The organism is Streptomyces sp. NPDC017056 (assembly GCF_044332485.1).
GTDB lineage: Bacteria > Actinomycetota > Actinomycetes > Streptomycetales > Streptomycetaceae > Streptomyces.
The window spans coordinates 97879-119529 of sequence record NZ_JBIRPD010000006.1 but is presented as its reverse complement, the minus strand read 5'-3'; the positions used below and the strand labels follow the sequence as shown (position 1 = coordinate 119529).

Below are 21651 nucleotides of genomic sequence, written 5' to 3'. Positions count from 1 at the left end.
CGCTGCGTACGCTGCCCGCATGGCCGACTGGGACATCAAGAAGCTGCGCGTCCTGCGCACCCTCCACGAACTGGGCACGGTCACCGCGGCCGCCGAAGCGCTGCATCTGACGCCCTCGGCGGTCTCGCAGCAACTGACCGGGCTGGCCCGGCAGCTCGGGGTGACGCTCCTGGAGGCCCACGGCCGGCGCGTCCGCCTGACGGACGCCGCGCAGCTGGTCCTGCGGCACGCCGAAGCCGTCTTCGCGCAGCTGGAGCGCGCCGACGCCGAGCTGCTCGGCTACCTCCAGGGCGAGGCCGGCGAGGTGCGGGTCGGCGCGTTCTCCACCGCGATCCCCGCGCTGGTGGTCCCCGCCGTACAGGAGCTGCGCCGCTCGCATCCCGGCCTCGCCGTGTCCGTACGGGAGGCGGAGGCGGCGGAGGCGTACGAGCTGCTGGCGGAGGGCAGCGTCGACCTCGCGCTCTCGCTGGCCGCGCACGCGCCGACGCCCCGGGACCCGAAGTTCACGCGGTTCTCGCTGCTGGCCGACCCGCTGGACGTGGCGCTGCCCGCCGGGCACCCGCTGGCCGACGAGCCGGGGCTGCGGCTGGCCGACCTGGCGGGCGAGCAGTGGATCTTCGGGAGCAGCGGTCCCTGGTCACAGATCACCACCACCGCGTGCGAGCACGCCGGGTTCGTACCGGAGCGGGCGCACGCCGCCGCCGATTGGGACGCGATCCTCGCCATGGTGGGTGCGGGCATGGGGGTCGCGCTGGTGCCGCGGATGGCGATGTCGGGCGTACGGGGCCGGTCCGGGCCCGTGGGGGGCGAAGGGGGCACCGCCGCGGTGGCGGTACGGGTGCTCAGGGCCGACCAGCCGCGGCGGCACGTTGTGGCGGCGGTGCGGCGCGGGGCGGAGGGGGCGCCGGGCCTGGCGCGGGTGCTGGCCGGGCTCCGGCAGGTGGCGGCGGGCACAGCCGTACCGCCGGACGAAGCGGCCCGCTGATCCGGCACCACCGTGCGGCTCGCCCGAACCCACCCACCCACCCACCCACCATTCAGCCCACCTGAATACACCCGCCCACCATTCAGCCCACCTGAACACATCCTCCAGAAACTTTCGATAGACCTGAGGTAATCGTTCCTGCAATCGTCGAGGAGTCCGCGTCACCCCCTCACCGAAGGGCAGAGATGACCAGCACCCCGGCCGTTGCCTCCTCCACCGACCCGCACGCCAACGACGCCGCGCCCTACGGCGGCGGCGACCCCTACGCGGACTACCGCGGCGGTGACTTCCCCTTCACCTCGCTCGTCGACCTCGCCGACCGCCGCTTCGGCGCCGGCGTCATCGCCGCGAACGACGAGTTCTTCGCCGAGCGCGAGAACCTGCTCACGCCGGGACCCGCGGTGTTCGACCCGGAGCGCTTCGGCCACAAGGGCAAGATCATGGACGGCTGGGAGACCCGGCGGCGGCGCGGGGCCGACGGAGCGCACCCCTTCCCCACCGACGACGAGCACGACTGGGCGCTGATCCGGCTCGCCGCCCCCGGCGTCGTCCGCGGCGTGATCGTCGACACCGCCCACTTCCGCGGCAACTACCCGCAGCAGATCACCGTCGAGGCCACCTCGGTCCCCGGCAGCCCGGGCCCCGAGGACCTGCTCGCCGACGACGTGAAGTGGGAGGAGATCGTCCCGCGCACGCCGGTACGCGGCCACGCCGCCAACGGCTTCGAGGTCAACGCAGAACGCCGCTTCACCCACCTGCGGCTCAAGCAGCACCCCGACGGCGGCATCGCCCGGCTGCGGGTGCACGGCGAGGTCGTGCCCGACCCGGCCTGGCTGGACGTGCTCGGCACCGTCGACCTGCTGTCCGTCCTGAACGGCGGCACCGTCGAGGACGCCTCCGACCGCTTCTACTCCTCGCCCGCCCAGCTCATCCAGCCCGACCTGTCGCGCAAGATGGACGACGGCTGGGAAAACCGCCGCCGCCGCGTCCGCGACACCAACGACTGGGTACGGTTCCGCCTCGCCGCGCAGGGCGAGCTACGCGCCGTCGAGCTCGACACCGCGTACTTGAAGGGCAACGCGGCGGGCTGGGCGGCGCTCTACGGGTGCGATGCGGCGACCGCCGACCCGGCGGACGAGGCGTCCTGGTTCGAGATCCTGCCGCAGACGAAGCTCCAGCCCGACACCCCGCACCGCTTCGTGCTCCCGCGCACGGTGACCGCCACCCACGTACGGCTGGACGTCTTCCCCGACGGCGGCCTCGCCCGGCTGCGCCTGCACGGCGACCTCACCGACGAGGGGCGCGCCGCACTGGTCCGCCGCTTCGACGACCTGAGCGGCTGACGCGTCCCGCGCGGGGCCGGCCGGAGGGGGGCCGGCCGCACGCGAGCACCGGCCCGCCCGGCAGGCGGCGGCGCACCACGCGCCCGCCTGCCGGGCGTCACCATTTTCGCGGCACGCGGTGTCACGACGGTGCGCACTTCGGCTGACGTGGCACCGGCGGAAGGCGCCGATCCTGTGATCCCGGTGCGGCTTGTCGACAGATTCCCAAATCGATGTACGCAATGCGAAACTCAATTTGAGCGAAATTTGAGCATGCCAAACCATGAAACCCGTAGTGCGCTGAAATAGCACACCGTTGCCTCCGGGATGGCGTGTTTGACGTCACTTCCCCGCGGATTTCCGGTGTCGCGACACTATCCTTGGGTGCGGCCGTCGACCGGCTGCCGCGGGTGCGTCCTGTATGCGTCCGCAGTGGGCTGACGGCCAGGTCAGGACGTGGTCTCCGCGTCCGGCGAGAGCCGCCGCCCCTGCTCCAACGGCCAAGTAGGGAAGGGGCGGCGGTTTCCGGTACCGGCTTTTGCGGCCCGGGCGGGGCCGCTCGGGCTTCGGCGGTCGGAATATCATTTGCAAGGGTGATCCTTTTTCTCCGGTGGACCACTGACCGTGCACTGTTGTGCGGGGCGCGCCTACAGACGGGCGCGGGGCTTGTTCAGGGGTGAACCAGTCGCCCGTACTGACCAGTTGGTTCACGAACCGCAAGGTGCAACGATCTTGTCGGCGTCCGCCGCGGGAGCCGCGTACTGCTGCCGGGTACTGCTGTCGCGTTGGTCACACGCGTCGCCTGGGTCTTGGCGCTACTCGCAAGTAGACGAGAGGCGCGCACGGACTTTGAGCTGAATGAGCGTCATATGTCCGACCGGCGCGGCGCGGCATGCTCCTACCCGCCGGCACCCAACGCCCTCGTCGGCACCTCAAGGTCACGGGAATCGGTTGCCAGCGCCGGGCGCGGCAGCCTTAATGGTCTCAACGCGTGCTGCGGGGGAGCAGCGTCCATTTCCGTCCGCGCCTCCCTACTTGGCCGTTGGAGCAGGCGTGGTTCGGGTTCTCGCCGGATGAGAGCCGACAAAGCTGTCGGCTGAACCATAGGAGTTACCCAATGAACGAACCGACCTCCGACCGGACCCAGGGGCCTCCGCCCGCCGGTGACGTCGGCAGTACCACGGGCAGCGCCGGTCTTACCCCCTCCGGGCCGCCCCTCAGCTCTTCTCCGGCAGGCGGCGCCCCGGTCACCCCCGCGGACGCCCCCGGCCCCCGGCACGGCCACCGCAGGCGCTTGGTGATGAACCTGGACGGTCACTTCGAACTGACCCTCTACGTCTCCCCGCGGCTGTTCCGCTGGATCAGCGGCATCCTGACCGCGACGGCAGCCGGTACCTGGTACCTGAACCAGCACTGAACGGCCGCCGGTACGGCACTTGGTGCCACACCGGTCGGCCGCCTCTGAACGGTGCAGTGCCCCGGGCCACCCGGCCCGGGGCACTGCACCGTTCCTCAGCGCCGCACGGCCGTTACGCCGCCGCCGCGTCCGCCCGCTGGGCCTTGAGGGCGCGTTCGATGCCGGAGCGGGACTCCGTCACCAGGCGGCGCAGGGCCGCGCTCGGGGCGGCCGAGGCGAGCCAGGCGTCGGTCGCGTCCAGGGTCTCCTGCGAGACCTGGAGGGCGGGGTACATGCCGACCGCGATCTGCTGCGCCATCTCGTGGCTGCGCGCGTCCCAGACGCCCTTGACCTCGGCGAAGTACTTCTCCGCGTACGGGGCCAGCAGCTCCCGCTGGTCGGTCTGGACGAAGCCGCCGATGACCGCTTCCTGTACCGCGTTGGGGAGCTTGTCGCTCTCCACGACCGAGGCCCAGGCTTCCGCCTTCGCCTCGGCGGTCGGCCGGGACGCCCGTGCCGCCGCGGCGTGCCGCTCGCCCGCCGAGGTCCGGTCGCGCTCCAGCTCCGCCTCGATGACCTTCTCGTCGGCGCGGCCGGTCGCGGCCAGCCGCTGCACCAGCGACCAGCGCAGCTCGGTGTCCACGGCCAGCCCCGGGATCTCCTGCGTGCCGTCCAGCAGGCTCTGGAGCAGGTTCAGCTGCGCGTCGGTACGGGCCGCCGCAGCGAACGCGCGGGCCCAGGCCAGCTGGTGGTCGCTGCCGGGGGCCGCGGCCCGCAGCTGCTCCAGCGCCGCCTCGGTCCACTTCGCGAGGCCGGTCTCCCGCCAGTCCGGGGCCGCGTACAGGTCCAGCGCCAGCTTCACCTGCCGGTGCAGCGACTGCACGACGCCGATGTCGGACTCCTTGGTGATGCCCGACAGCACCAGCTCCAGGTACTCGCGGGTGGGCAGTTCGCCGTCCCGCGTCATGTCCCACGCCGACGCCCAGCTCAGCGCGCGCGGCAGCGACTCGGCGAAGTCGCCCAGGTGCTCGGTGACGACCCGCAGGGAGTCCTCGTCCAGCCGCACCTTCGCGTACGACAGGTCGTCGTCGTTGAGGAGGATGACGGCCGGGCGGGGCGTGTTCGCGGGGAACGGCACCTCGGTGCGCTCGCCGTCCACGTCCAGCTCGATCCGGTTCGTACGGACCAGCTTGCCGTCCTCCAGGTCGTAGCAGCCGATCGCGATGCGGTGCGGCCGCAGCACCGGCTCGCCCTTGGCGCCGGCCGGCAGCGCGGGCGCTTCCTGGCGCACGGCGAAGGAGGTGACCGTGCCGTCCTCGGCGACCTGGAGCTCCGGGCGCAGGATGTTGATGCCGGCCGTCTCCAGCCACGCCTTCGACCAGGTCTTGAGGTCACGCCCGCTGGTCTCCTCCAGCGCGCCGAGCAGGTCGGACAGGCGGGTGTTCTTGAACGCGTGCGCCTTGAAGTACGCCTGGACGCCCTGGAAGAACTCGTCCCTGCCGACGTACGCGACGAGCTGCTTGAGGACGGACGCGCCCTTCGCGTACGTGATGCCGTCGAAGTTGACCAGGACGTCGTCCAGGTCGCGGATCTCGGCCATGATCGGGTGCGTGGAGGGCAGCTGGTCCTGCCGGTACGCCCAGGTCTTCATCGAGTTCGCGAACGTGGTCCAGGCGTGCGGCCAGCGGCTGCCGGGTGCCGACGCCTGGCAGGCGATGGAGGTGTAGGTGGCGAACGACTCGTTCAGCCACAGGTCGTTCCACCACTCCATGGTGACCAGGTCGCCGAACCACATGTGGGCCAGCTCGTGGAGGATGGTCTCGGCCCGCGTCTCGTACGCGGCGTCCGTCACCTTCGAGCGGAACACGTACTGGTCGCGGATGGTCACCGCGCCCGCGTTCTCCATCGCGCCCGCGTTGAACTCCGGCACGAACAGCTGGTCGTACTTGGCGAACGGGTACGCGTAGTCGAACTGCTCCTCGAACCAGTCGAAGCCCTGCCGGGTGACCTCGAAGATGGCGTCCGCGTCGAGGTGCTCGGCCAGCGAGGGGCGGCAGTAGATGCCCAGCGGCACCGAGCGTCCGTCGCCCTCCCAGGTGCTGTGCACGCTGTGGTACGGGCCGGCGATCAGCGCGGTGATGTACGTGGAGATCCGCGGGGTGGGCGCGAAGTGCCACACGTTGTCGCGCGGTTCGGGCGTCGGCGAGTTGGAGATCACCTTCCAGCCCTCGGGGGCCTTCACGGTGAAGGCGAACGTCGCCTTGAGGTCCGGCTGCTCGAAGTTGGCGAACACCCGGCGGGCGTCCGGCACCTCGAACTGGGTGTACAGATACGCCTGCTGGTCGACCGGGTCGACGAAGCGGTGCAGGCCCTCGCCGGTGTTGGTGTACGCGCAGTCCGCGACGACCGTCAGCTCGTTGCGGCCCTCCCGCAGCCCCGGCAGCGCGATCCGGGAGTCCCGGAACACCGTGCCGGGGTCCAGGGGGTCACCGTTGAGCACCACCTCGCGCACGGTCGGCGCCACCAGGTCGATGAACGATTCCGCACCCGCCTCGGCGACGTCGAACCGCACCGTGGTCACCGACCGGTAGGTGCCGCCCTCGCCCGCCTCCTGCGCACCGGAGAGGTCCAGATCGATCTCGTACGCGTCCACGCTGATCAGCCGCGCCCGCTGCTGCGCCTCGTCGCGGGTCAGATTCGTGCCAGGCACCCGTTCATCTCCTTCGCTTCGGACTTTCGCCCAATCCTTCCATGGAGGCGCGCCGTTGCGGAGAGTGGTAATCGAGGTAGCACCCCTGGTCTTACTCAAGTAGGATGGGGGGTATGAAGATCAGTGTCAGTCTGCCGGAAGAGGACATCGCCTTCCTCGACGCGTACGGCAAGAAGACGGACGCCGAATCGAGGTCGGCCGTGATACACGCGGCGGTCGAGCTGCTGCGCGCCTCCGAGCTGGAGGCGGACTACGCCTCGGCGTGGGAGGAGTGGGACGAGAGCGACGACGCCCAGCTGTGGGACCGGGTCTCGGGGGACGGGATCGCCGATGCGGCGCGGTGACGTCTACCTGGTCGACTTGGAGCCTGTCCGGGGCAGCGAGGCCAACAAGATGCGCCCGGCCGTCCTGGTGTCCAACGACGCGGCCAACCGGTCCGTGCAGCGCGCGGGACGGGGTGTGCTCACGGTGGTGCCCGTCACCTCCAACGTCACGCGGGTCTTCCCGTTCCAGGTGCTGCTGACCGCCGGCGACTGCGGGCTTCCGAGGGACTCCAAGGCCCAGTGCGAGCAGGTGCGCGCGGTGTCCGTCGAGCGGCTGGGGCGGCGGGTCGGCAGCGTTCCGGCGCGGGTGATGGCCGGGCTGGATGCCGCCTTGCGCAGGCACCTGGCGCTCTGAGCGCCACGTCACCTCGGCGTCCGATTTCCGCCGGGAACGGGCCGGATGCCCGTCCACCCTGTACGTATGACGACGTACACACCCCTCCCCATCCCCGAAGCGGCCCTCAAGGAACTGCGCGACGCGGACGACTCCGGGCGGGCCGTGGAGCCGTTCGCCGCCGGGAGCGCGAACGATCACGTGGACAGCGTGGGCGGCCCGCTGCGCTGCTGTCTGCGGCCCATCGAGGCAGGCGAGCGGGTCGCGCTCGTCTCGTACGCGCCGTTGCGCCGGTGGGCCGAGGAAACCTGGGCCCGGCCGGGGGCGTACGACGAGTGCGGGCCGGTGTTCATCCACGCCGGGGAGTGCGGCGGGCCGGAGGACAACCGCCCTGGATACCCCTTCGCGCGGCCGGGAGCCCTGCGGACGCTGCGGCGGTACGACGCGGACGGGCACATCGTCGGCGGGCGGCTCTTCGAGGTCCCCGAGGACGCGGACGCCGGGTTCGACGCGGCGCTCACGGAGGCGTTCGCGCAGCCGGACGTCGCGCTGGTGCACGTCCGCGCCCTCGAATACGGGTGCTTCCACTTCGAGGTGCGGCGGCCGTAGACGGCACGTACGTACGCCGCGGGGCCCGTACGGAGTACGTCCGTACGGGCCCCGCCACGCGTGCGGAAACGGCTCAGCCGCGCAGTTCCGCCGCGACCAGCTCGGCGATCTGGACCGCGTTCAGGGCCGCGCCCTTGCGCAGGTTGTCGTTGGACAGGAACAGGGACAGGCCGTGCTCGACCGTCTCGTCCCTGCGGATGCGGCCCACGTAGGACGCGTCCTGGCCGGCGGCCTGGAGCGGGGTGGGCACGTGCGAGAGGGCGACGCCGGGGGCGCCGGCCAGCAGCTCGTTGGCGCGCTCCGGGGTGATCTCACGCTCGAAACGGGCGTTGACCTGCAGTGAGTGGCCGCTGAACACCGGGACGCGCACGCAGGTGCCGGAGACCTTGAGCCCCGGGATCTCCAGGATCTTGCGGCTCTCGTTGCGGAGCTTCTGCTCCTCGTCGGTCTCGTTCAGGCCGTCGTCGACGATGGAGCCGGCCATCGGCAGCACGTTGAAGGCGATCGGGCGGACGTACTTGTCCGGCTCGGGGAAGTCGATGGCCGAGCCGTCGTGGGTGAGCTTGGTCGCGTCCTGCTCGACGGCCTTGCGCACCTGCTCGTCCAGCTCGGCGACGCCCGCCAGGCCGCTGCCGGAGACCGCCTGGTAGGTGGCGACGACCAGCGCGGTCAGCCCGGCCTCGGCGTGCAGCGGGCGCAGCACCGGCATCGCGGCCATGGTCGTGCAGTTCGGGTTGGCGATGATGCCCTTGCGGCGCTCGGAGATCGCCTGCGGGTTGACCTCGGAGACGATCAGCGGGACGTCGGGGTCCATCCGCCAGGCGGAGGAGTTGTCGATCACGACCGGGCCCGCGTCGGCGACCTTCGGCGCCAGCGCCTTGGAGGTCGAGCCGCCCGCGGAGAAGAGCACGATGTCCAGGCCGGAGTAGTCGGCGGTGGCCGCGTCCTCGATCGTGATCTCGGTGTCCTGCCACGGGAGCGTACGCCCGGCGGAGCGGGCCGAGGCGAACAGTCGCAGCTGCTCCACCGGGAAGTTCCGCTCGGCGAGAATGCCCCGCATCACGCCGCCGACCTGACCGGTGGCTCCGACGATTCCGATCCTCATGGCACTCCTTGTTCGGTACGTACAGCAGCGGAACGGGTGCCGTCGAGGGCACCCGCCCCGTTACTGTCCACTATCTCAGGCCGTCACGGCACGACCTTTTCGATGCGCACGCTGCCACTGCCCGCGACCGTTCCGGAGGCGGTCAGCAGCCGGGCCTCCCCGAAGAACGCGCGTCCTTCGGGGGCCGGTCCCGCGACCGAGACCTCGGCCGTGACCTGCGTCGATGTGCCGCTACCCAGCTTCACCCGTTTCGATTCGTCCGTCTTGAGCGAGCCGAGCGCGGGGGAGTAATACACATCACGGTAGTCGTAGGCGGTGCTGCCGGCGGGCACCGCGAAGCCGTCCACGACGACGGTGTACGTGCCGGGCGCGGGCTTGGCGATGCTGACCGCCTCGTCCGAGCTGCCGGTCGCCGACGACGCGACGACCTTGCCGCCGAGCAGGACGCTCAGGTCGAGGTCGGCCTTGGTGTCGGCGGGCGCGCCGATCGCGACGTCCAGGCGGGACGCGCCGTCGCCCACGACGACCTCGTACCGCTGCGAAGCGCCCTCCTTGATCGTCGGGCGTTCGGTGCGGGACGAGCCCAGCTCGCCGCCCTTGAGGGTGCCCTCGACGGCGGCGAAGCCGTTGGTGACCTTCCAGTCCACCGGGGCCGGGGTGTTGGTCTTCGCCTCCGGCAGGACGCGGACGGCCGGGTCGAAGGTGGTGCCGACGGTGGCCGCGGTGACCGTGTACGGGTTGTCCAGCAGCGGCGAGGTGCGCCGCGACTCGACTTCGAGCTCCCAGACGCCGGGCGCCGGGTTCTTGTACGTGCGCCGCGTCGGGTCGCAGGTGTTGGCCGGGTTCGGGTAGTTGGGGTAGCAGTTCGGGGTGCCGGTCGGGTCGGCCGGTACGCCCTGCGGGGTGAGGGCGATCCAGCGCGTCTGGCTGCCGGCGGCGAGCCCGCTCATCGAGACCTCGAGGGCCTTGGCGCCCTGGGGGACGGTGATGAAGTGGGAGGTGGTGGCGTTGCGCTGGACGGTGCCTGACTTGGCGAGCGCGTGGGTGGGCGCGGCCAGCGGCTCGGCGGCCACGACGGTGGCGAGGATCTTGCGGTCCACGCCCTCGGTGCGCGGGTCGTCCAGGTCCAGGGTGACGCTGTGGATGCCCGCGGTGCGGGGCTTGGCGGTGATCTCGACGGTCACCGGCTGGTTCAGCGGCAGCCAGACGGCGCCGTCCTCGTCCGGCAGGTCGAAGGTGCCGTCGTTGTTGATCAGGTCCAGCTCGTGGCGGACGGGACGGTCGGGTCCTGTGGTGCGGGTGAGGGAAAGCTCGTACGTGCGCGACTGCCGCACCTTGAGGCCGCCCTCGCGGTCGTAGAGGCCGGTGCCGTACCCGGGCGTCTTCAGGTGGTCGGACAGGGCCGTCTTCACCGGGGCGCGGACCGTGTACTCGTGGGCGGCGGCGCCGTCACGGATCGCGGACCAGGCGGCCCGGATGTCCATCAGGCCGGAGCCCTGCTCGTACGACTGGAAGCCCTTGATCTGCTTGGCGGTCGAGGTCAGCGCGGTGCGCAGCTTCGCCGGGGGCAGCGCGACGCGCTGCTGCTTCGCGGCGGACAGGAGCAGCGCCGACGCGCCGGTGGCCTGCGGCGCGGCCATCGAGGTGCCCTGGAGCATGGCGTAGCCGGGCGGCAGGTCGTAGCCCGCCTCGGCGGTGGGGCCGCCGGGCTCCCAGGTGGGGATGGTGTTGATGGACGCGCCGGGCGCGGTGATGACCGGCGTGAACCCGCCGTCCTCGCGCGGGCCGCGGGAGGAGAACGGCAGCATGGCGTACTTGCGCGTCACCGCGGAGCCGTAGTTGGCCGCCCAGGTCTCCTTCGAGATGGACGCGCCGACGCTGACGACCTTGTCGGCCAGGCCCGGGTCGCCGATGGTGTTGGCGCCGGGGCCGCTGTTGCCCGCCGAGATGACCAGCTGGACGCCGTAGGTGTCGATCAGCCGGGTGTACAGCTCGGCGCGGGCGTTGTTGCCGTCGTTGAGCGCGGGCAGGCCGCCGATCGACATGTTGACGATGTCGACACCGCGCTTGGTGACGAGGTCGATCATGCCCTCGGTGAGCGCGATGTTGGTGCAGCCGCCGCTCCAGGTGCAGGCGCGCGAGGAGACCAGCTTGGCGCCGGGCGCCGCGCCGTTCATCTTCCCGCCGAACAGGCCGTTCGCCGCGGTGATGCCCGCGACGTGCGTGCCGTGCTCCGACTCGACGACGCCGATGTTGACGAAGTCGGCCTTCTTGCCCGCCCAGTCCCCGCCGAGCGGGTCCATGGGCACGTCCTTGCGGACCTCCACCGTGAACGGGATGCGCTCGGCGATCGGGGTGTCCGGCTTGTCCTCACCGAAGTAGCCGATGTCGAAGCCGTCCTTGTACGGCTTCATGGGCTTGTCGTCGGTGAAGTCGCCGTTGTCGTTGAGGTCCACGCGGACCGTGCCGGCGGCCGGGTCGTACAGCACGCCCCAGCGGTCGGTGGTGTCGCCGTCGCGGTTCAGGTCGCCCTTCATGTCGCCGCCGGTGGTGGCGGCCTCGGCGAAGGTGCTGATCCGGTACGAGCCCTCGGGGGCCTTGTAGGTCCGGCCGTTGTAGGTGAAGGACGGGCCGGAGACGGCCGTGGTCATCGGGCGCCAGGTCTGGTCCCCGTCGCTGATCGGGTCGGTCGCGGTCACCCAGTCGACGATCTTGCGTTCGCCGGTGGTGGTCTTCTGGAGCGCGGGGTGCGCCAGGTCCACGCCGGAGTCGAGGATGCCGATGGTCACGCCGCGGCCGTCGGCCTTGGGGTGGTCGCGGACGAAGTCCACCGCGCCGGTCTCGAAGGACGGCTGGTACGGGTTCTTCGCCGGGGTGTCCTTGCCGGGCGCCGGGTAACCTCCGGCCTGCGGCTTGCCCTTGGCCCTGCCGCCCGCGTCGGGCCGCGGGTCCGGCAGCTTGATCTCCTGCCGCAGGTCGATGGCGTGCACGTCCGACAGCTTCGCCATCTTCGCGATGGCGGCGTCGGCCTGGGCGGTGGGCACGGTGGCGCGTACGTAGCCGAGCTTGTCGTCGGTACGGCCGACGGAGGCGCCCTGGAGGGAGTCGAGCCCGGCGGCCGCCTGCTCGGTGGCGCCGGGCGCGGTGGCCAGCATCATCGAGACGAACCGGGCGCCGCCGGCCTTGGCCTTGGCGAGCAGCTCGGCGTCCTGCGAACCGAGCTTGTCCCGCGGGGGCTTCGGCACGGACGCGGCGCCGGCGGATATTCGGGTGTCCGCGTCATTGCCGGCGGCGTGGGCGGTGCCCGCCGCGGTGAGGGCGGGCCCGGCGGCGGTCGCCACGGCGACGGCCGCGACGGCCGCGAGCCGGGCCGTGCGTCTGGCCCGGCCGGCGGCCGGACGGGGGGTGTCGGGGGTCATCACACACCTCTTCAAGGTGAAGGGTCCGGAAATCGGACCTGTATGACCGCTCAATATGACGTAAGGGGGCGGGGTTTGGGGAGGTCTGTGATCACAAGGTTGTGAACATTCGTGCGGGCCGTACGGGGTGTGCGGGGGGTGCGGGCGGTACGTCCGGTGCTTTCGCCGCCCGGCGCCGGGCCGCTCCGGGCCGCCGCCCGCCTACCCCGTGACATGAACCTCCGGTGACCTCGGCCCGCCCCTGGCCCGAGGGCCCGGTAACCATCGTCGGCCGCTGTGATCCCTGTCCGGCGATCGGCGGCCGGCGTTGCCGCACGGTTCACCCGAGGTCCATTACGGCTGCCAACGCTCCCTGGTGAGGGAGCGGTCGCGGGGATTCCGCACCGCCCCCGCCGCTGCCCGTCCGTACCAGGGAGCTCGCGCATGCCCCGTACACGGTCCGCCGCCCCCGCCGCCCCCGACGTGAACCGCCGCGCCTTCCTCGCCACCGCCGGTGCCGTCGGCGCGGCCACCGCCCTCGCGCTGGCCTACGGGCCCGGCGCCGCACCGGCCGCCGCGCCGGACAGCTCCGCCCCGCCCCTCGTCGCGCCGGAACCCATCGCTCCGCTGCCCGTGCCCCCGGTGCCCTACACCGAAGGCACCACCCTCGCCACGGTGGCCACCCCGCGCGGCGCCGCCGGGTACCGCAGACTCGCCGAGGGCCCCGGCTGGGACCGCGTCGTGCGCGCCGAACTCGCCGCCGCGCGCCCCGGCCGGGACGACCGGCGCACCGTACTGGCCTCCTTCGTGCAGCTCACCGACCTGCACCTGGTCGACGTGCAGAATCCGCTGCGCCACGAATACCTTCGGGTGCGGGCGGCCGGCGCCTGGCGCCCGCAGGAGGCGTTGTCCGTCGCGGGCGCGGTCTCCCTCGTGGAGCGCGTCAACAGCCTGCCCGGCGGGCCCGCCACCGGAGCGCCGCTGTCCTTCGCGATGACCACCGGCGACAACACGGACAACAACTCCAGCATCGAACTGGACTGGTTCCTCACCGCGCTGAGCGGCGGCCGGATCACCCCCAACACCGGCGACCCACGCCACTACGAAGGGGTGCAGAACAGCAACCACCCGCTCTACTGGCAGCCGGACAGCGACCTGCGCGACGCCGACAAGCTCCGCGGCTTCCCCGGCGTGCCGGGCTTCCTGGAGGCGGCGACCCGTACGGTCACCAGCCCCGGCCTGCACCTGCCCTGGTACTCGACCGTCGGCAACCACGACTCGCTGCCGGGCGGCTGCTGCGCCCCCGACGACCCGTTCCTGGCCGAGATCGCCACCGGCGGGCGCAAGCTGGAACTGCTGCCCGCCGACGAGGCGATCCGCGCCTACCTCGCGGTGCTCGGCGGCCCGGGACCCGGGCGGCGCGCATTCGCCGACCTGTTGAAGGCGCACGGAAAGCGGGCGCGCTCGGTCACCCCGGACGAGCGCCGCGTCCCCTTCACCCGCGCCGGCTACCTGCGCGCGCACCTCGATCCCCGCTACACCGGCCCGGGACCGCACGGCCACGGCTATACGGCGGCCGACCTCGACGCCGACCGGCTGTACTACAGCTTCCGCATCGCGGAGGACGTGGTGGGCGTCAGCCTCGACACCACCGACCCCGGCGGCCACCACACCGGCTCCCTCGGCTCCGGACAGCTGCGCTGGCTCGACCGCACGCTGCGGGCCCACCCGTACGAGCACGTCCTCGTCTTCAGCCACCACACCAGTACGTCGATGGACAACACCGTGCCCGATCCCGCCCACCCGGCCGAGCGGCGGCACAGCGGGGCCGAGCTGGTCGCGCTGCTCTCCCGGCACCGCAACGTACGGGCGTGGGTCAACGGCCACAGCCACCGCAACCAGATCACCCCGCACGGCACGTTCTGGGAGGTCACCACCGCCTCGCACGTCGACTTCCCGCAGCTGGCCCGCGTCGTGGAGGTGACGGACAACCGCGACGGCACGCTGTCCCTGTTCACCACGCTCGTGGAGTCGGGCGCGCCGTCCCGTACGGACTTCCGCGACCTCTCGCAGCGGGGCCTGGCCGCGCTCTACCGCGAACTGTCCTGCAACGCGCCGGGGGCCCGGAGCGATCTGGCCGGCGGCCCCGGTGACCGCAACACCGAACTGCTGCTGAAGCGGCACTGACGGGCGCCGCCGGGGTCAGCGCGGCAGCACCACCACGTACGCGCCCGGGTCCCGGTCCTCCGCCGCCATCAGAGCCGTGCGGAGCACCGCGGCCTGCTGCTCGGGCGCGTCGCGCAGCTTGCGCGGGGTGACGTGGACGACCGTGAGGCCCAGCTGTTCCAGGTGCTCGCGCTTGCGGGCGTACTGCGACCAGACCTCGTCCTCCTCCGGGCGCGGCGCCCGCGCGTCGATCTCCACGGCCACCGCCTGCTCGGGCCAGTACGCGTCCACCCCGCCCAGGTGCGGGCCGCCGGGCAGCCGCAGGTCCACGTTCCACAGCGGGTCCGGCAGGCCGTACTCCCGCACCAGTTCGTACAGCCGGCCCTCGGCCATCGCACGGCCCTCGGCCAGCAGCGCGTCCACCGCGTCCACCACGTGCGGCCGGTTCAGCAGCCGCGCCTGGCTCAGCTCCCGCACCACCGCCGCCGCCTCGCAGTGGCCGCCGCGCACCGCCTCGGTCAGCAGCCGGCGGACCGTGCAGGCGTCCGTGAGCCCGCCGACGGCGTCCGCGAGGGCCCGGGGGACGGGGGCCACCGGCACGCCGGTGACCCGCTGCGGCACCGGCATGACCGGCGTACGGACGACCTGGGCGAAACCGGTCGTGCGCAGCCGCCGGGTGCGCGCCACCAGCACCTGGATGCGGTCCAGGGAGAGCAGCGGGGGAGCGGCCGAGAAGCGGTGCAGGGCCAGCGCCGCCAGCCCGGTGATCATCGCCTCCTCCGCGGGCGCGCCGCCGCCCTGCGCGGGCACGTCGGGGACCCGGCTCGCCGCGTACAGCAGGACGGCGTGCAGCCGCTCCTCGCTGGTGGGCGGGCCGGGGTGGAGCAGGTGCACGCCCGGCAGCACCTGCTGCCACGGGCCGCCGGGGCGGCACCGCTCGGCGGCCTCCGCCGCGCCGATGCCGTGCTCGCGCAGCTGCCGGCTGGTCAGCACGCGCGGCCCGGCGCCGTTGCGGCTGTGGAGGGTACGGGGGGAGAGCGGGGTGGAGGACTCCCCGCCGGAGGTTGGGGAAGTGTGGTTCATGCCCGGGCCATTCCCGCTGCCGCGCCGCCTCCTAACGCCTGTTACACGCCCGTCGACAAATCTGGACAACGCCGCACTAAAGTACGGGAGTTCGACTGCCGAAAACGACTGGTTCGGGCCGGACCCGGGCCGAGCGGGCACCCGTACACCTGGCCGGGTGCCCGCACGGACGTCCCGGCTACCGCGCGGCCTGCGCGTCGCAGGTCTGTGCGCGCAGGGCCCGCGCCAGGTCGTCACGCGACTCCGACACCAGCCGCCGCAGCGCGGGCGGGGCGTCGGGGTGCCCGGCCAGCCAGGCGTCCGCCGCGTCCAGCGTCTCCTGGTCGCCCTGGAGGAGGGGGAACAGCCCCCGGACCACGGCCATCCCGATCTCGATCGACCGCTCGCGCCAGACGCGCTCGATGGCGTCGAAGTACTTCGGCGTGTACGGGGCCAGCAGCTCCCGCTGCGACGGCTGGACGAGGCCGGAGATCGTCGCCTCGACGAGGGCGTTGGACAGCTCGTCGGACTCCACCACGTCCGCCCACGCGCGCGCGTTGACCTCGGCCGAGGGCCGGGCGGCCAGGCAGCGTACGTGGTGGCGGCGGCCGGAGGCGGTGTTGTCGCGCCGCAGTTCGGCGTCGATGGCGGCCCGGTCGGCGGCGCCGTGCGCGGCCAGCGGCTCCAGGAACGTCCACCGCAGCTCCTGGTCCACCTCCAGGCCGTCGATCTTGGCGGTGCCGTCCAGCAGGCCCTGGAGCAGCTGGAGGTCGGCCGCCGTGGCGGCCACCGAGGAGAAGAACCGCGCCCAGGACAGCTGGTGCCCGCTGCCGGGCTCGGCCAGCCGCAGTTCGTGCAGCGCGCCCTGCGCCAGTTCCCGCGCGGCCTCGTCGCGGTGGTCGGCGGCCGTGTAGTGGGTGAGCGCGTAGCCCGCCTGCGCGTGCAGCGACTGGAGCACGCCGACGTCCGACTCGCGGCCGGCGAAGCGCAGGACGAGGCCGAGGTAGTCGCGGGCGGGCATCAGCCCGTCGCGGGTCAGGCCCCACACCGCCGACCAGCACAGCGCCCGCGCGAGCGGGTCGGTCAGCTCGCCGAGGTGGCCGCGCAGCGTCGCCAGCGACCGCTCGTCGAAGCGGACCTTGCAGTACGTCAGGTCGTCGTCGTTGACCAGGACCAGTTCGGGGCGGTCGGCGCCGGCCAGCTCGGTGACGACCGTGCGCGGCCCGGTGACGTCCAGTTCGGCGCGCGCGTAGCGCACCAGCGCGCCGTCCGCGTTCTCCCGCCGGTACAGCCCCACGGCCACCCGGTGCGGGCGCAGTTCGGGGCGCGCGGGGGCCGCCTCCTGGAGGACGCTCAGCTCGGTGATCCGGCCCTCGGCGTCGTACGTCGCCTGCGGCGTGAGCGCGTTGACGCCCGCCGTCTCCAGCCAGGCGTGCGACCAGGCGGCCAGGTCGCGTCCCGAGGTCTCCTCCAGGACGGACAGCAGGTCGTCCAGGCGCGTGTTCCCGTAGGCGTGCCGCTTGAAGTAGCGCCGCGCGCCCTCCAGGAACGCGTCCCGCCCCACGTACGCCACCAGCTGCTTGAGGACGGCCGCGCCCTTGGCGTACGTGATGCCGTCGAAGTTGAGCTTGGCGTCCTCCAGGTCGCGGATGTCGGCCGTGACCGGGTGGGTGGAGGGGAGCTGGTCGGCGCGGTACGCCCAGGCCTTGCGGCTGTTGGCGAAGGTGATCCAGCCGTTGGTGAAGCGGGTCGCCTCCACCAGCGAGAACGCGCCCATGAAGTCGGCGAACGACTCCTTGAGCCACAGGTCGTCCCACCACTGCATGGTGACCAGGTCGCCGAACCACATGTGCGCCATCTCGTGGAGGATGACGTTGGCGCGGCGCTCGTAGGACGCGTCGGTCACCTTGCCGCGGAAGACGAACTCCTCACGGAAGGTGACGCAGCCCGGGTTCTCCATCGCGCCGATGTTGTACTCCGGCACGAACGCCTGGTCGTACTTCCCGAAGGGGTACGGGTAGTCGAAGTGGTCGTGGAAGAAGTCCAGGCCCTGCTTGGTGACGGTGAAGATGTCCTCGGGGTCGAAGTGCCGCGCCAGCCCCTTGCGGCACAGCGCGCCGAGCGGGATCTCCAGCTCCGTGCCGTCGTCGAGGGTGCGCCGGTAGGTGTCCGAGACGTAGTGGTACGGGCCGGCGACGACGGCCGTGATGTACGTCGAGATCGGCCGCGTCCCGGCGAACCGGTACGTGCCGTCCACGGGCTCGCCGGCCTGGGCGCCGTTGCTGAGCACCACCCAGTCCGCGGGTGCGGTCACCTCGAAGCGGAACGGGGCCTTCATGTCGGGCTGTTCGAAGTTGGCGAAGACCCGGCGCGCGTCGGCCGGCTCGTACTGCGTGTAGAGGTAGACCTCGCCGTCCTCCGGGTCGACGAAGCGGTGCAGCCCCTCGCCGGTCCGGCTGTACGCGCACCGGGCCTCCACCACCAGCGTGTTCTCCGCCGCCAGGTCCGGCAGCGCGATCCGGGCGCCGTCGAAGACCTCGGCCGGGTCCAGCTCGCGGCCGTTGAGGGTGACGGCGGTGACGGACGGTGCCACGAGGTCGGCGAAGCTCGCGGCGCCGGGCTCGGCGCACCGGAAGCGCACGGTGGTGCGCGAGCCGAAGGTCCGCGCCGCCTCGCCCTCCCCGACCGCTGACCGCACGTCCAGCGCCACGTCGTACCCGTCGACGCTCAGCAGGCCGGCCCGCTCCCGGGCCTCGTCTCGGGACAGATTCTCACCGGGCACGACGCGACTCCCTCGTCCTCGTCTCGTGTATCGAACACTGGGAATCATGGCACGCCGTCCGCCGGTTGAAGCGTCCACCGAACCGCTCCAGGAGGAGAGACGATGTCCGACAACGCCGCAGGCACCGCGAAGACCCCGGCCGACTTCTGGTTCGACCCCTCGTGTCCGTGGGCCTGGCTGACCTCCCGCTGGATGCTGGAGGTGGAGAAGGTGCGCCCGGTCGAGGTGCGCTGGCACGTGATGAGCCTCGGCGTGCTGAACGAGGACAAGCTCGACCAGCTGCCGGAGGAGTACCGAGAGAAGAACCGCCCCGGCGGCGCGGTGTGGGCCCCGGTGCGGGTGTGCGTCGCAGCCGAGCAGCAGCACGGCCCCGAGGCGCTCGCCCGCCTCTACACCGCGCTCGGCACCCGCTTCCACAACCAGGGGCTGCCGCGCACCAAGGAGACGATCAAGGCCGCCCTGGAGGAGGCCGGGCTGCCCGCCGAGCTGGCCGACGCCGGGGACACCGACGCGTACGACAAGGAGCTGCGCGCCTCGCACAAGGCGGGCATCGACCTGGTGGGCCAGGAGGTCGGCACGCCGGTCATCGCCGTCCCCGGCTCCGACGGCGCGCAGATCGCCTTCTTCGGGCCGGTCGTCACCCCCGCGCCCAAGGGCGAGGAGGCCGCGAAGCTGTGGGACGGCACGCTGATGGTCGCGTCCATCCCGGGCTTCTACGAGATCAAGCGGACGCGGACGCAGGGGCCGGTCTTCGGCTGAGCCACCGCGTCACCGCGTACGAGCACACACCGCGCATACAGAACCGCCCCCGCGAGTCATGTCCTCGCGGGGGCCGTTCCGTTATCCGCCTGCCGGGTGAAGGTTGAGAAGACGATCACGAGGCAGGACGCTCATCGGGTGTCCCGGAGATCAGGGAGCGATCAGCAGGACGTTGGCGCGCTCCTTGGCGGCCGTGTAGCGCTTGGCGACGTCCTGCCAGTTGACGACGCGCCACATCGCCTCGATGAAGTCCACCTTCTGGTTCTTGTACTGGAGGTAGAAGGCGTGCTCCCAGGCGTCGAAGACCAGGATCGGGACCGAGCCCTGGCCGACGTTGCCCTGGTGGTCGTAGATCTGCTCGACGATGAGGCGGCCGGTGATCGGCTCGTAGGCGAGCACGCCCCAGCCGGAGCCCTGGGTGGTGGCCGCGGCCTTGGTCAGCTGGGCCTTGAACTTGGCGAAGGAGCCGAAGTTCTCGGCGATGGCGTCCGCCAGCTCGCCCACGCCGTCCTTGTCCAGCGGCTCGCCGCCGCCGTCACCGGTCATGTTGTGCCAGTAGATGCTGTGCAGGATGTGGCCGGAGAGGTGGAACGCGAGGTTCTTCTCCAGGCCGTTGATCGAGCCCCACTGGTCCTTGTCGCGCGCCTCGGCGAGCTGCTCCAGGGTGTCGTTGGCGCCCTTGACGTATGCGGCGTGGTGCTTGTCGTGGTGCAGCTCGATGATCTCGGGGCTGATGACGGGTTCGAGCGCCGCGTAGTCGTACGGAAGTTCCGGAAGATTGTAGGTGGCCATGTCGAGCCCTCCAGCTGCTTACGACCTTTAATTGCAATCGACTTGCAACTGCACGCTACCAGCATGAGTGATCACGAAGCTGCCGTGGGGCGGGGTCTGGGCCAAAAGAAGGAGGCGGTGCCCGACCTCGGTCCGAGGTCCGGCACCGCCTCCGAAAAGAGCGGCCGCTTTAGTGAGGTAAGGCTTACCGCACTACGCGGAATTCAGTTAGGCAAGCCTTACTTGGACGGGGTTTCCGCGCCTTCCTCCGCCGCCTTTTGCCCCGCCATTCGCTGCTTGACGAGGCCGACGGCGATGAGCACCAGCGCGAATCCGCCGGTGAAGTACAGCTGGATGCGCTGGTTCTCGTCCCGCAGCATCAGCAGCAGCACCGCGACCACACCGGCCAGCGCCACCCACGTCAGGAAGGGGAAGAGCCACATCCGCACGACCAGCTTCCCCGGCTCCTCGCGCTCCAGCCGGCGGCGCATCCGCAGCTGCGCCACGGCGATGAAGCCCCACACCACCAGGATCGCCGCGCCGACCATGTTGAGCAGCCACTGGAAGACGGTCTCCGGCCACCAGTAGCTGAACAGCACCGCGAGGAACCCGAAGGCGGAGCACAGGATCACCGCGCGGCGCGGCACGCCGCCGCTGACCGTGCGCAGGAAGCGCGGGCCCTGGCCGCGGGCGGCGAGGGAGTGCGCCATCCGGGAGGAGCCGTAGATGTTGGCGTTCATCGCGGACAGCAGGGCGATCAGGATGACGACGTTCATGATCTGGCCGGCCGCGGGGATGCGCAGGTAGTCCAGGACCGCGACGTAGGGGCCGTTCTTGGCGATATCCGCGTTGTCCCACGGGATGACGGTCACGATGACCGCCATCGAGCCGACGTAGAACAGGGCGATGCGCCACATCGCCGTCCGTACGGCGCGGGCCACGCCGCGCACCGGGTCCTTGGACTCGGCGGCGGCGATCGTCACGGTCTCCAGGCCGCCGTAGGCGAAGACGGACGCCAGCAGGCCGATCACCAGGCCGTCCGAGCCGTTGGGCAGGAAGCCGCCGTTGCCGGTCAGGTGGGCCGCGCCGGGGGCCGAGGTGCCGGGCAGCACGCCGAAGATGGCGAGCAGGCCGAGCACGAGGAAGATGCCGATCGCGGTGATCTTCAGGGCGGCGAACCAGAACTCGAACTCGCCGAAGTTGCTGACCGCGGCCAGGTTCGCGCCGCAGAAGACCACCATGAACAGCAGCACCCACATCCAGGGCTGCGTGTCCGGGAACCAGCCGGTCATGATCCCGGCGGCGCCGATCGCCTCGGCGGCCACCGCCACACACAGCTGCGCGGTGAACATCCAGCCGGTGGTGAAGCCCGCCCACGGGCCGATCGAGCGTCCGGCGTGCACGGAGAACGAGCCGGAGGCCGGGCTCGCCGCCGCCATCTCGCCGAGCATCCGCATCACGAGCATGACCAGGCAGCCCGAGACGGCGTAGGCGAGCACGATCGAGGGGCCGGCCGCCGCGATGCCCTCCTTGGAGCCGACGAACAGCCCGGCGCCGATCACGCCGCCGAGGGCGATCATCGACAGATGCCGCTGCTTGAGTCCGTTGGACAGCGGGGGCCCGGAGTCGGGGCCCGCCGCGGCGCCGGTGCCGTCGGCGCCCGGGGCCCGGCCGGTGCGCTCGCGCTCGGGCGTGGTGGACGAAGGTGTCCGATTCATGGTCGTACCTGTCCCGTTAAGTGAGAGCGGAGCGAGACGATCGTCGGAAAACGCGCTCAGTTTGAGTGTCGGTGTCCGCTCAGGGCAACAGTCGTGCAGCAGTTGTTCGGTATTCAGACGTGATCGTGACCGGCCGCATTCACACCGTTGTGAGACGTGACCCAGGGTGTTTCCGGAGCGAAAACGGGGCGGCCGATTCCGGCCTGCCGCC

Annotated in this window: 15 protein-coding genes; 8 read left to right on the top strand and 7 right to left on the bottom strand. The window is 71.7% G+C overall.

The window, feature by feature from the left end:
- Positions 1 to 19 precede the first annotated feature (19 nt).
- The 3 genes from ACH4OW_RS13080 (at position 20) to ACH4OW_RS13070 (ending at position 3724) form a co-directional block, all read left to right on the top strand.
- Positions 20 to 985 carry a LysR family transcriptional regulator gene (locus ACH4OW_RS13080; RefSeq protein ID WP_360122618.1) on the top strand — a complete coding sequence of 322 codons (966 nt, stop codon included), beginning with the start codon at positions 20 to 22 and terminating at the stop codon, positions 983 to 985.
- Between the two features lie 185 nt (positions 986 to 1170).
- On the top strand, positions 1171 to 2328 hold the full coding sequence (alc, locus tag ACH4OW_RS13075) for an allantoicase (RefSeq protein ID WP_398027340.1): 1158 nt from the start codon (positions 1171 to 1173) through the stop codon (positions 2326 to 2328).
- A gap of 1096 nt (positions 2329 to 3424) precedes the next feature.
- Complete coding sequence (locus ACH4OW_RS13070; protein WP_360122612.1) at positions 3425 to 3724, top strand: hypothetical protein; 300 nt, start codon at positions 3425 to 3427, stop codon at positions 3722 to 3724.
- Between the two features lie 112 nt (positions 3725 to 3836).
- On the opposite strand, the gene pepN (ACH4OW_RS13065) is transcribed toward ACH4OW_RS13070, so the two are convergent.
- Positions 3837 to 6413: an aminopeptidase N gene (gene pepN / locus ACH4OW_RS13065; protein WP_398027338.1), complete on the bottom strand. Its 2577-nt coding sequence runs from the start codon at positions 6411 to 6413 to the stop codon at positions 3837 to 3839.
- 113 nt (positions 6414 to 6526) lie between these two features.
- Between pepN (ACH4OW_RS13065) and ACH4OW_RS13060 the strand changes: the two genes are divergently transcribed.
- The 3 genes from ACH4OW_RS13060 (at position 6527) to ACH4OW_RS13050 (ending at position 7679) form a co-directional block, all read left to right on the top strand.
- Complete coding sequence (locus ACH4OW_RS13060; RefSeq protein ID WP_360122606.1) at positions 6527 to 6757, top strand: ribbon-helix-helix domain-containing protein; 231 nt, start codon at positions 6527 to 6529, stop codon at positions 6755 to 6757.
- Complete coding sequence (locus ACH4OW_RS13055) at positions 6744 to 7091, top strand: type II toxin-antitoxin system PemK/MazF family toxin (RefSeq protein WP_360122603.1); 348 nt, start codon at positions 6744 to 6746, stop codon at positions 7089 to 7091. Before ACH4OW_RS13060 ends, ACH4OW_RS13055 begins: the two co-directional genes overlap by 14 nt.
- A 66-nt stretch (positions 7092 to 7157) precedes the next feature.
- A complete protein-coding gene (locus ACH4OW_RS13050) occupies positions 7158 to 7679 on the top strand; it encodes a DUF1203 domain-containing protein (RefSeq protein WP_398027336.1) in 522 nt (173 codons plus the stop codon).
- Positions 7680 to 7752: 73 nt separating this feature from the next.
- Here the strand turns inward: ACH4OW_RS13050 and ACH4OW_RS13045 are convergent, their stop codons facing one another.
- On the bottom strand, positions 7753 to 8784 hold the full coding sequence (locus ACH4OW_RS13045) for an aspartate-semialdehyde dehydrogenase (RefSeq protein ID WP_360122597.1): 1032 nt from the start codon (positions 8782 to 8784) through the stop codon (positions 7753 to 7755).
- Positions 8785 to 8867: 83 nt separating this feature from the next.
- Positions 8868 to 12203 (bottom strand): S8 family serine peptidase, encoded by a 3336-nt coding sequence (locus tag ACH4OW_RS13040; protein ID WP_398027333.1) that lies wholly within the window; start codon positions 12201 to 12203, stop codon positions 8868 to 8870.
- Positions 12204 to 12626: 423 nt separating this feature from the next.
- Here ACH4OW_RS13040 and ACH4OW_RS13035 point away from each other — a divergent pair, with 423 nt between their 5' ends.
- Positions 12627 to 14369 carry a TIGR03767 family metallophosphoesterase gene (locus ACH4OW_RS13035; RefSeq protein WP_398027331.1) on the top strand — a complete coding sequence of 581 codons (1743 nt, stop codon included), beginning with the start codon at positions 12627 to 12629 and terminating at the stop codon, positions 14367 to 14369.
- Between the two features lie 15 nt (positions 14370 to 14384).
- Here ACH4OW_RS13035 and ACH4OW_RS13030 read toward each other — a convergent pair whose 3' ends face one another.
- Entirely contained in the window at positions 14385 to 15431 is a 1047-nt protein-coding gene (locus tag ACH4OW_RS13030) for a hypothetical protein (RefSeq protein ID WP_398027329.1), read from the bottom strand.
- Between the two features lie 178 nt (positions 15432 to 15609).
- A complete protein-coding gene (gene pepN / locus ACH4OW_RS13025) occupies positions 15610 to 18192 on the bottom strand; it encodes an aminopeptidase N (RefSeq protein WP_398027327.1) in 2583 nt (860 codons plus the stop codon).
- A gap of 102 nt (positions 18193 to 18294) precedes the next feature.
- Here pepN (ACH4OW_RS13025) and ACH4OW_RS13020 point away from each other — a divergent pair, with 102 nt between their 5' ends.
- Positions 18295 to 18951, top strand: coding sequence for a DsbA family protein (locus tag ACH4OW_RS13020; protein ID WP_398027325.1), 657 nt, complete (start codon positions 18295 to 18297; stop codon positions 18949 to 18951).
- Between the two features lie 150 nt (positions 18952 to 19101).
- Here ACH4OW_RS13020 and ACH4OW_RS13015 read toward each other — a convergent pair whose 3' ends face one another.
- Together ACH4OW_RS13015 and ACH4OW_RS13010 are read right to left on the bottom strand one after the other, a co-directional pair.
- A complete protein-coding gene (locus tag ACH4OW_RS13015; RefSeq protein WP_360122579.1) occupies positions 19102 to 19743 on the bottom strand; it encodes a superoxide dismutase in 642 nt (213 codons plus the stop codon).
- Between the two features lie 218 nt (positions 19744 to 19961).
- Positions 19962 to 21440 (bottom strand): amino acid permease, encoded by a 1479-nt coding sequence (locus tag ACH4OW_RS13010; RefSeq protein WP_398027323.1) that lies wholly within the window; start codon positions 21438 to 21440, stop codon positions 19962 to 19964.
- Positions 21441 to 21651: the final 211 nt, after the last annotated feature.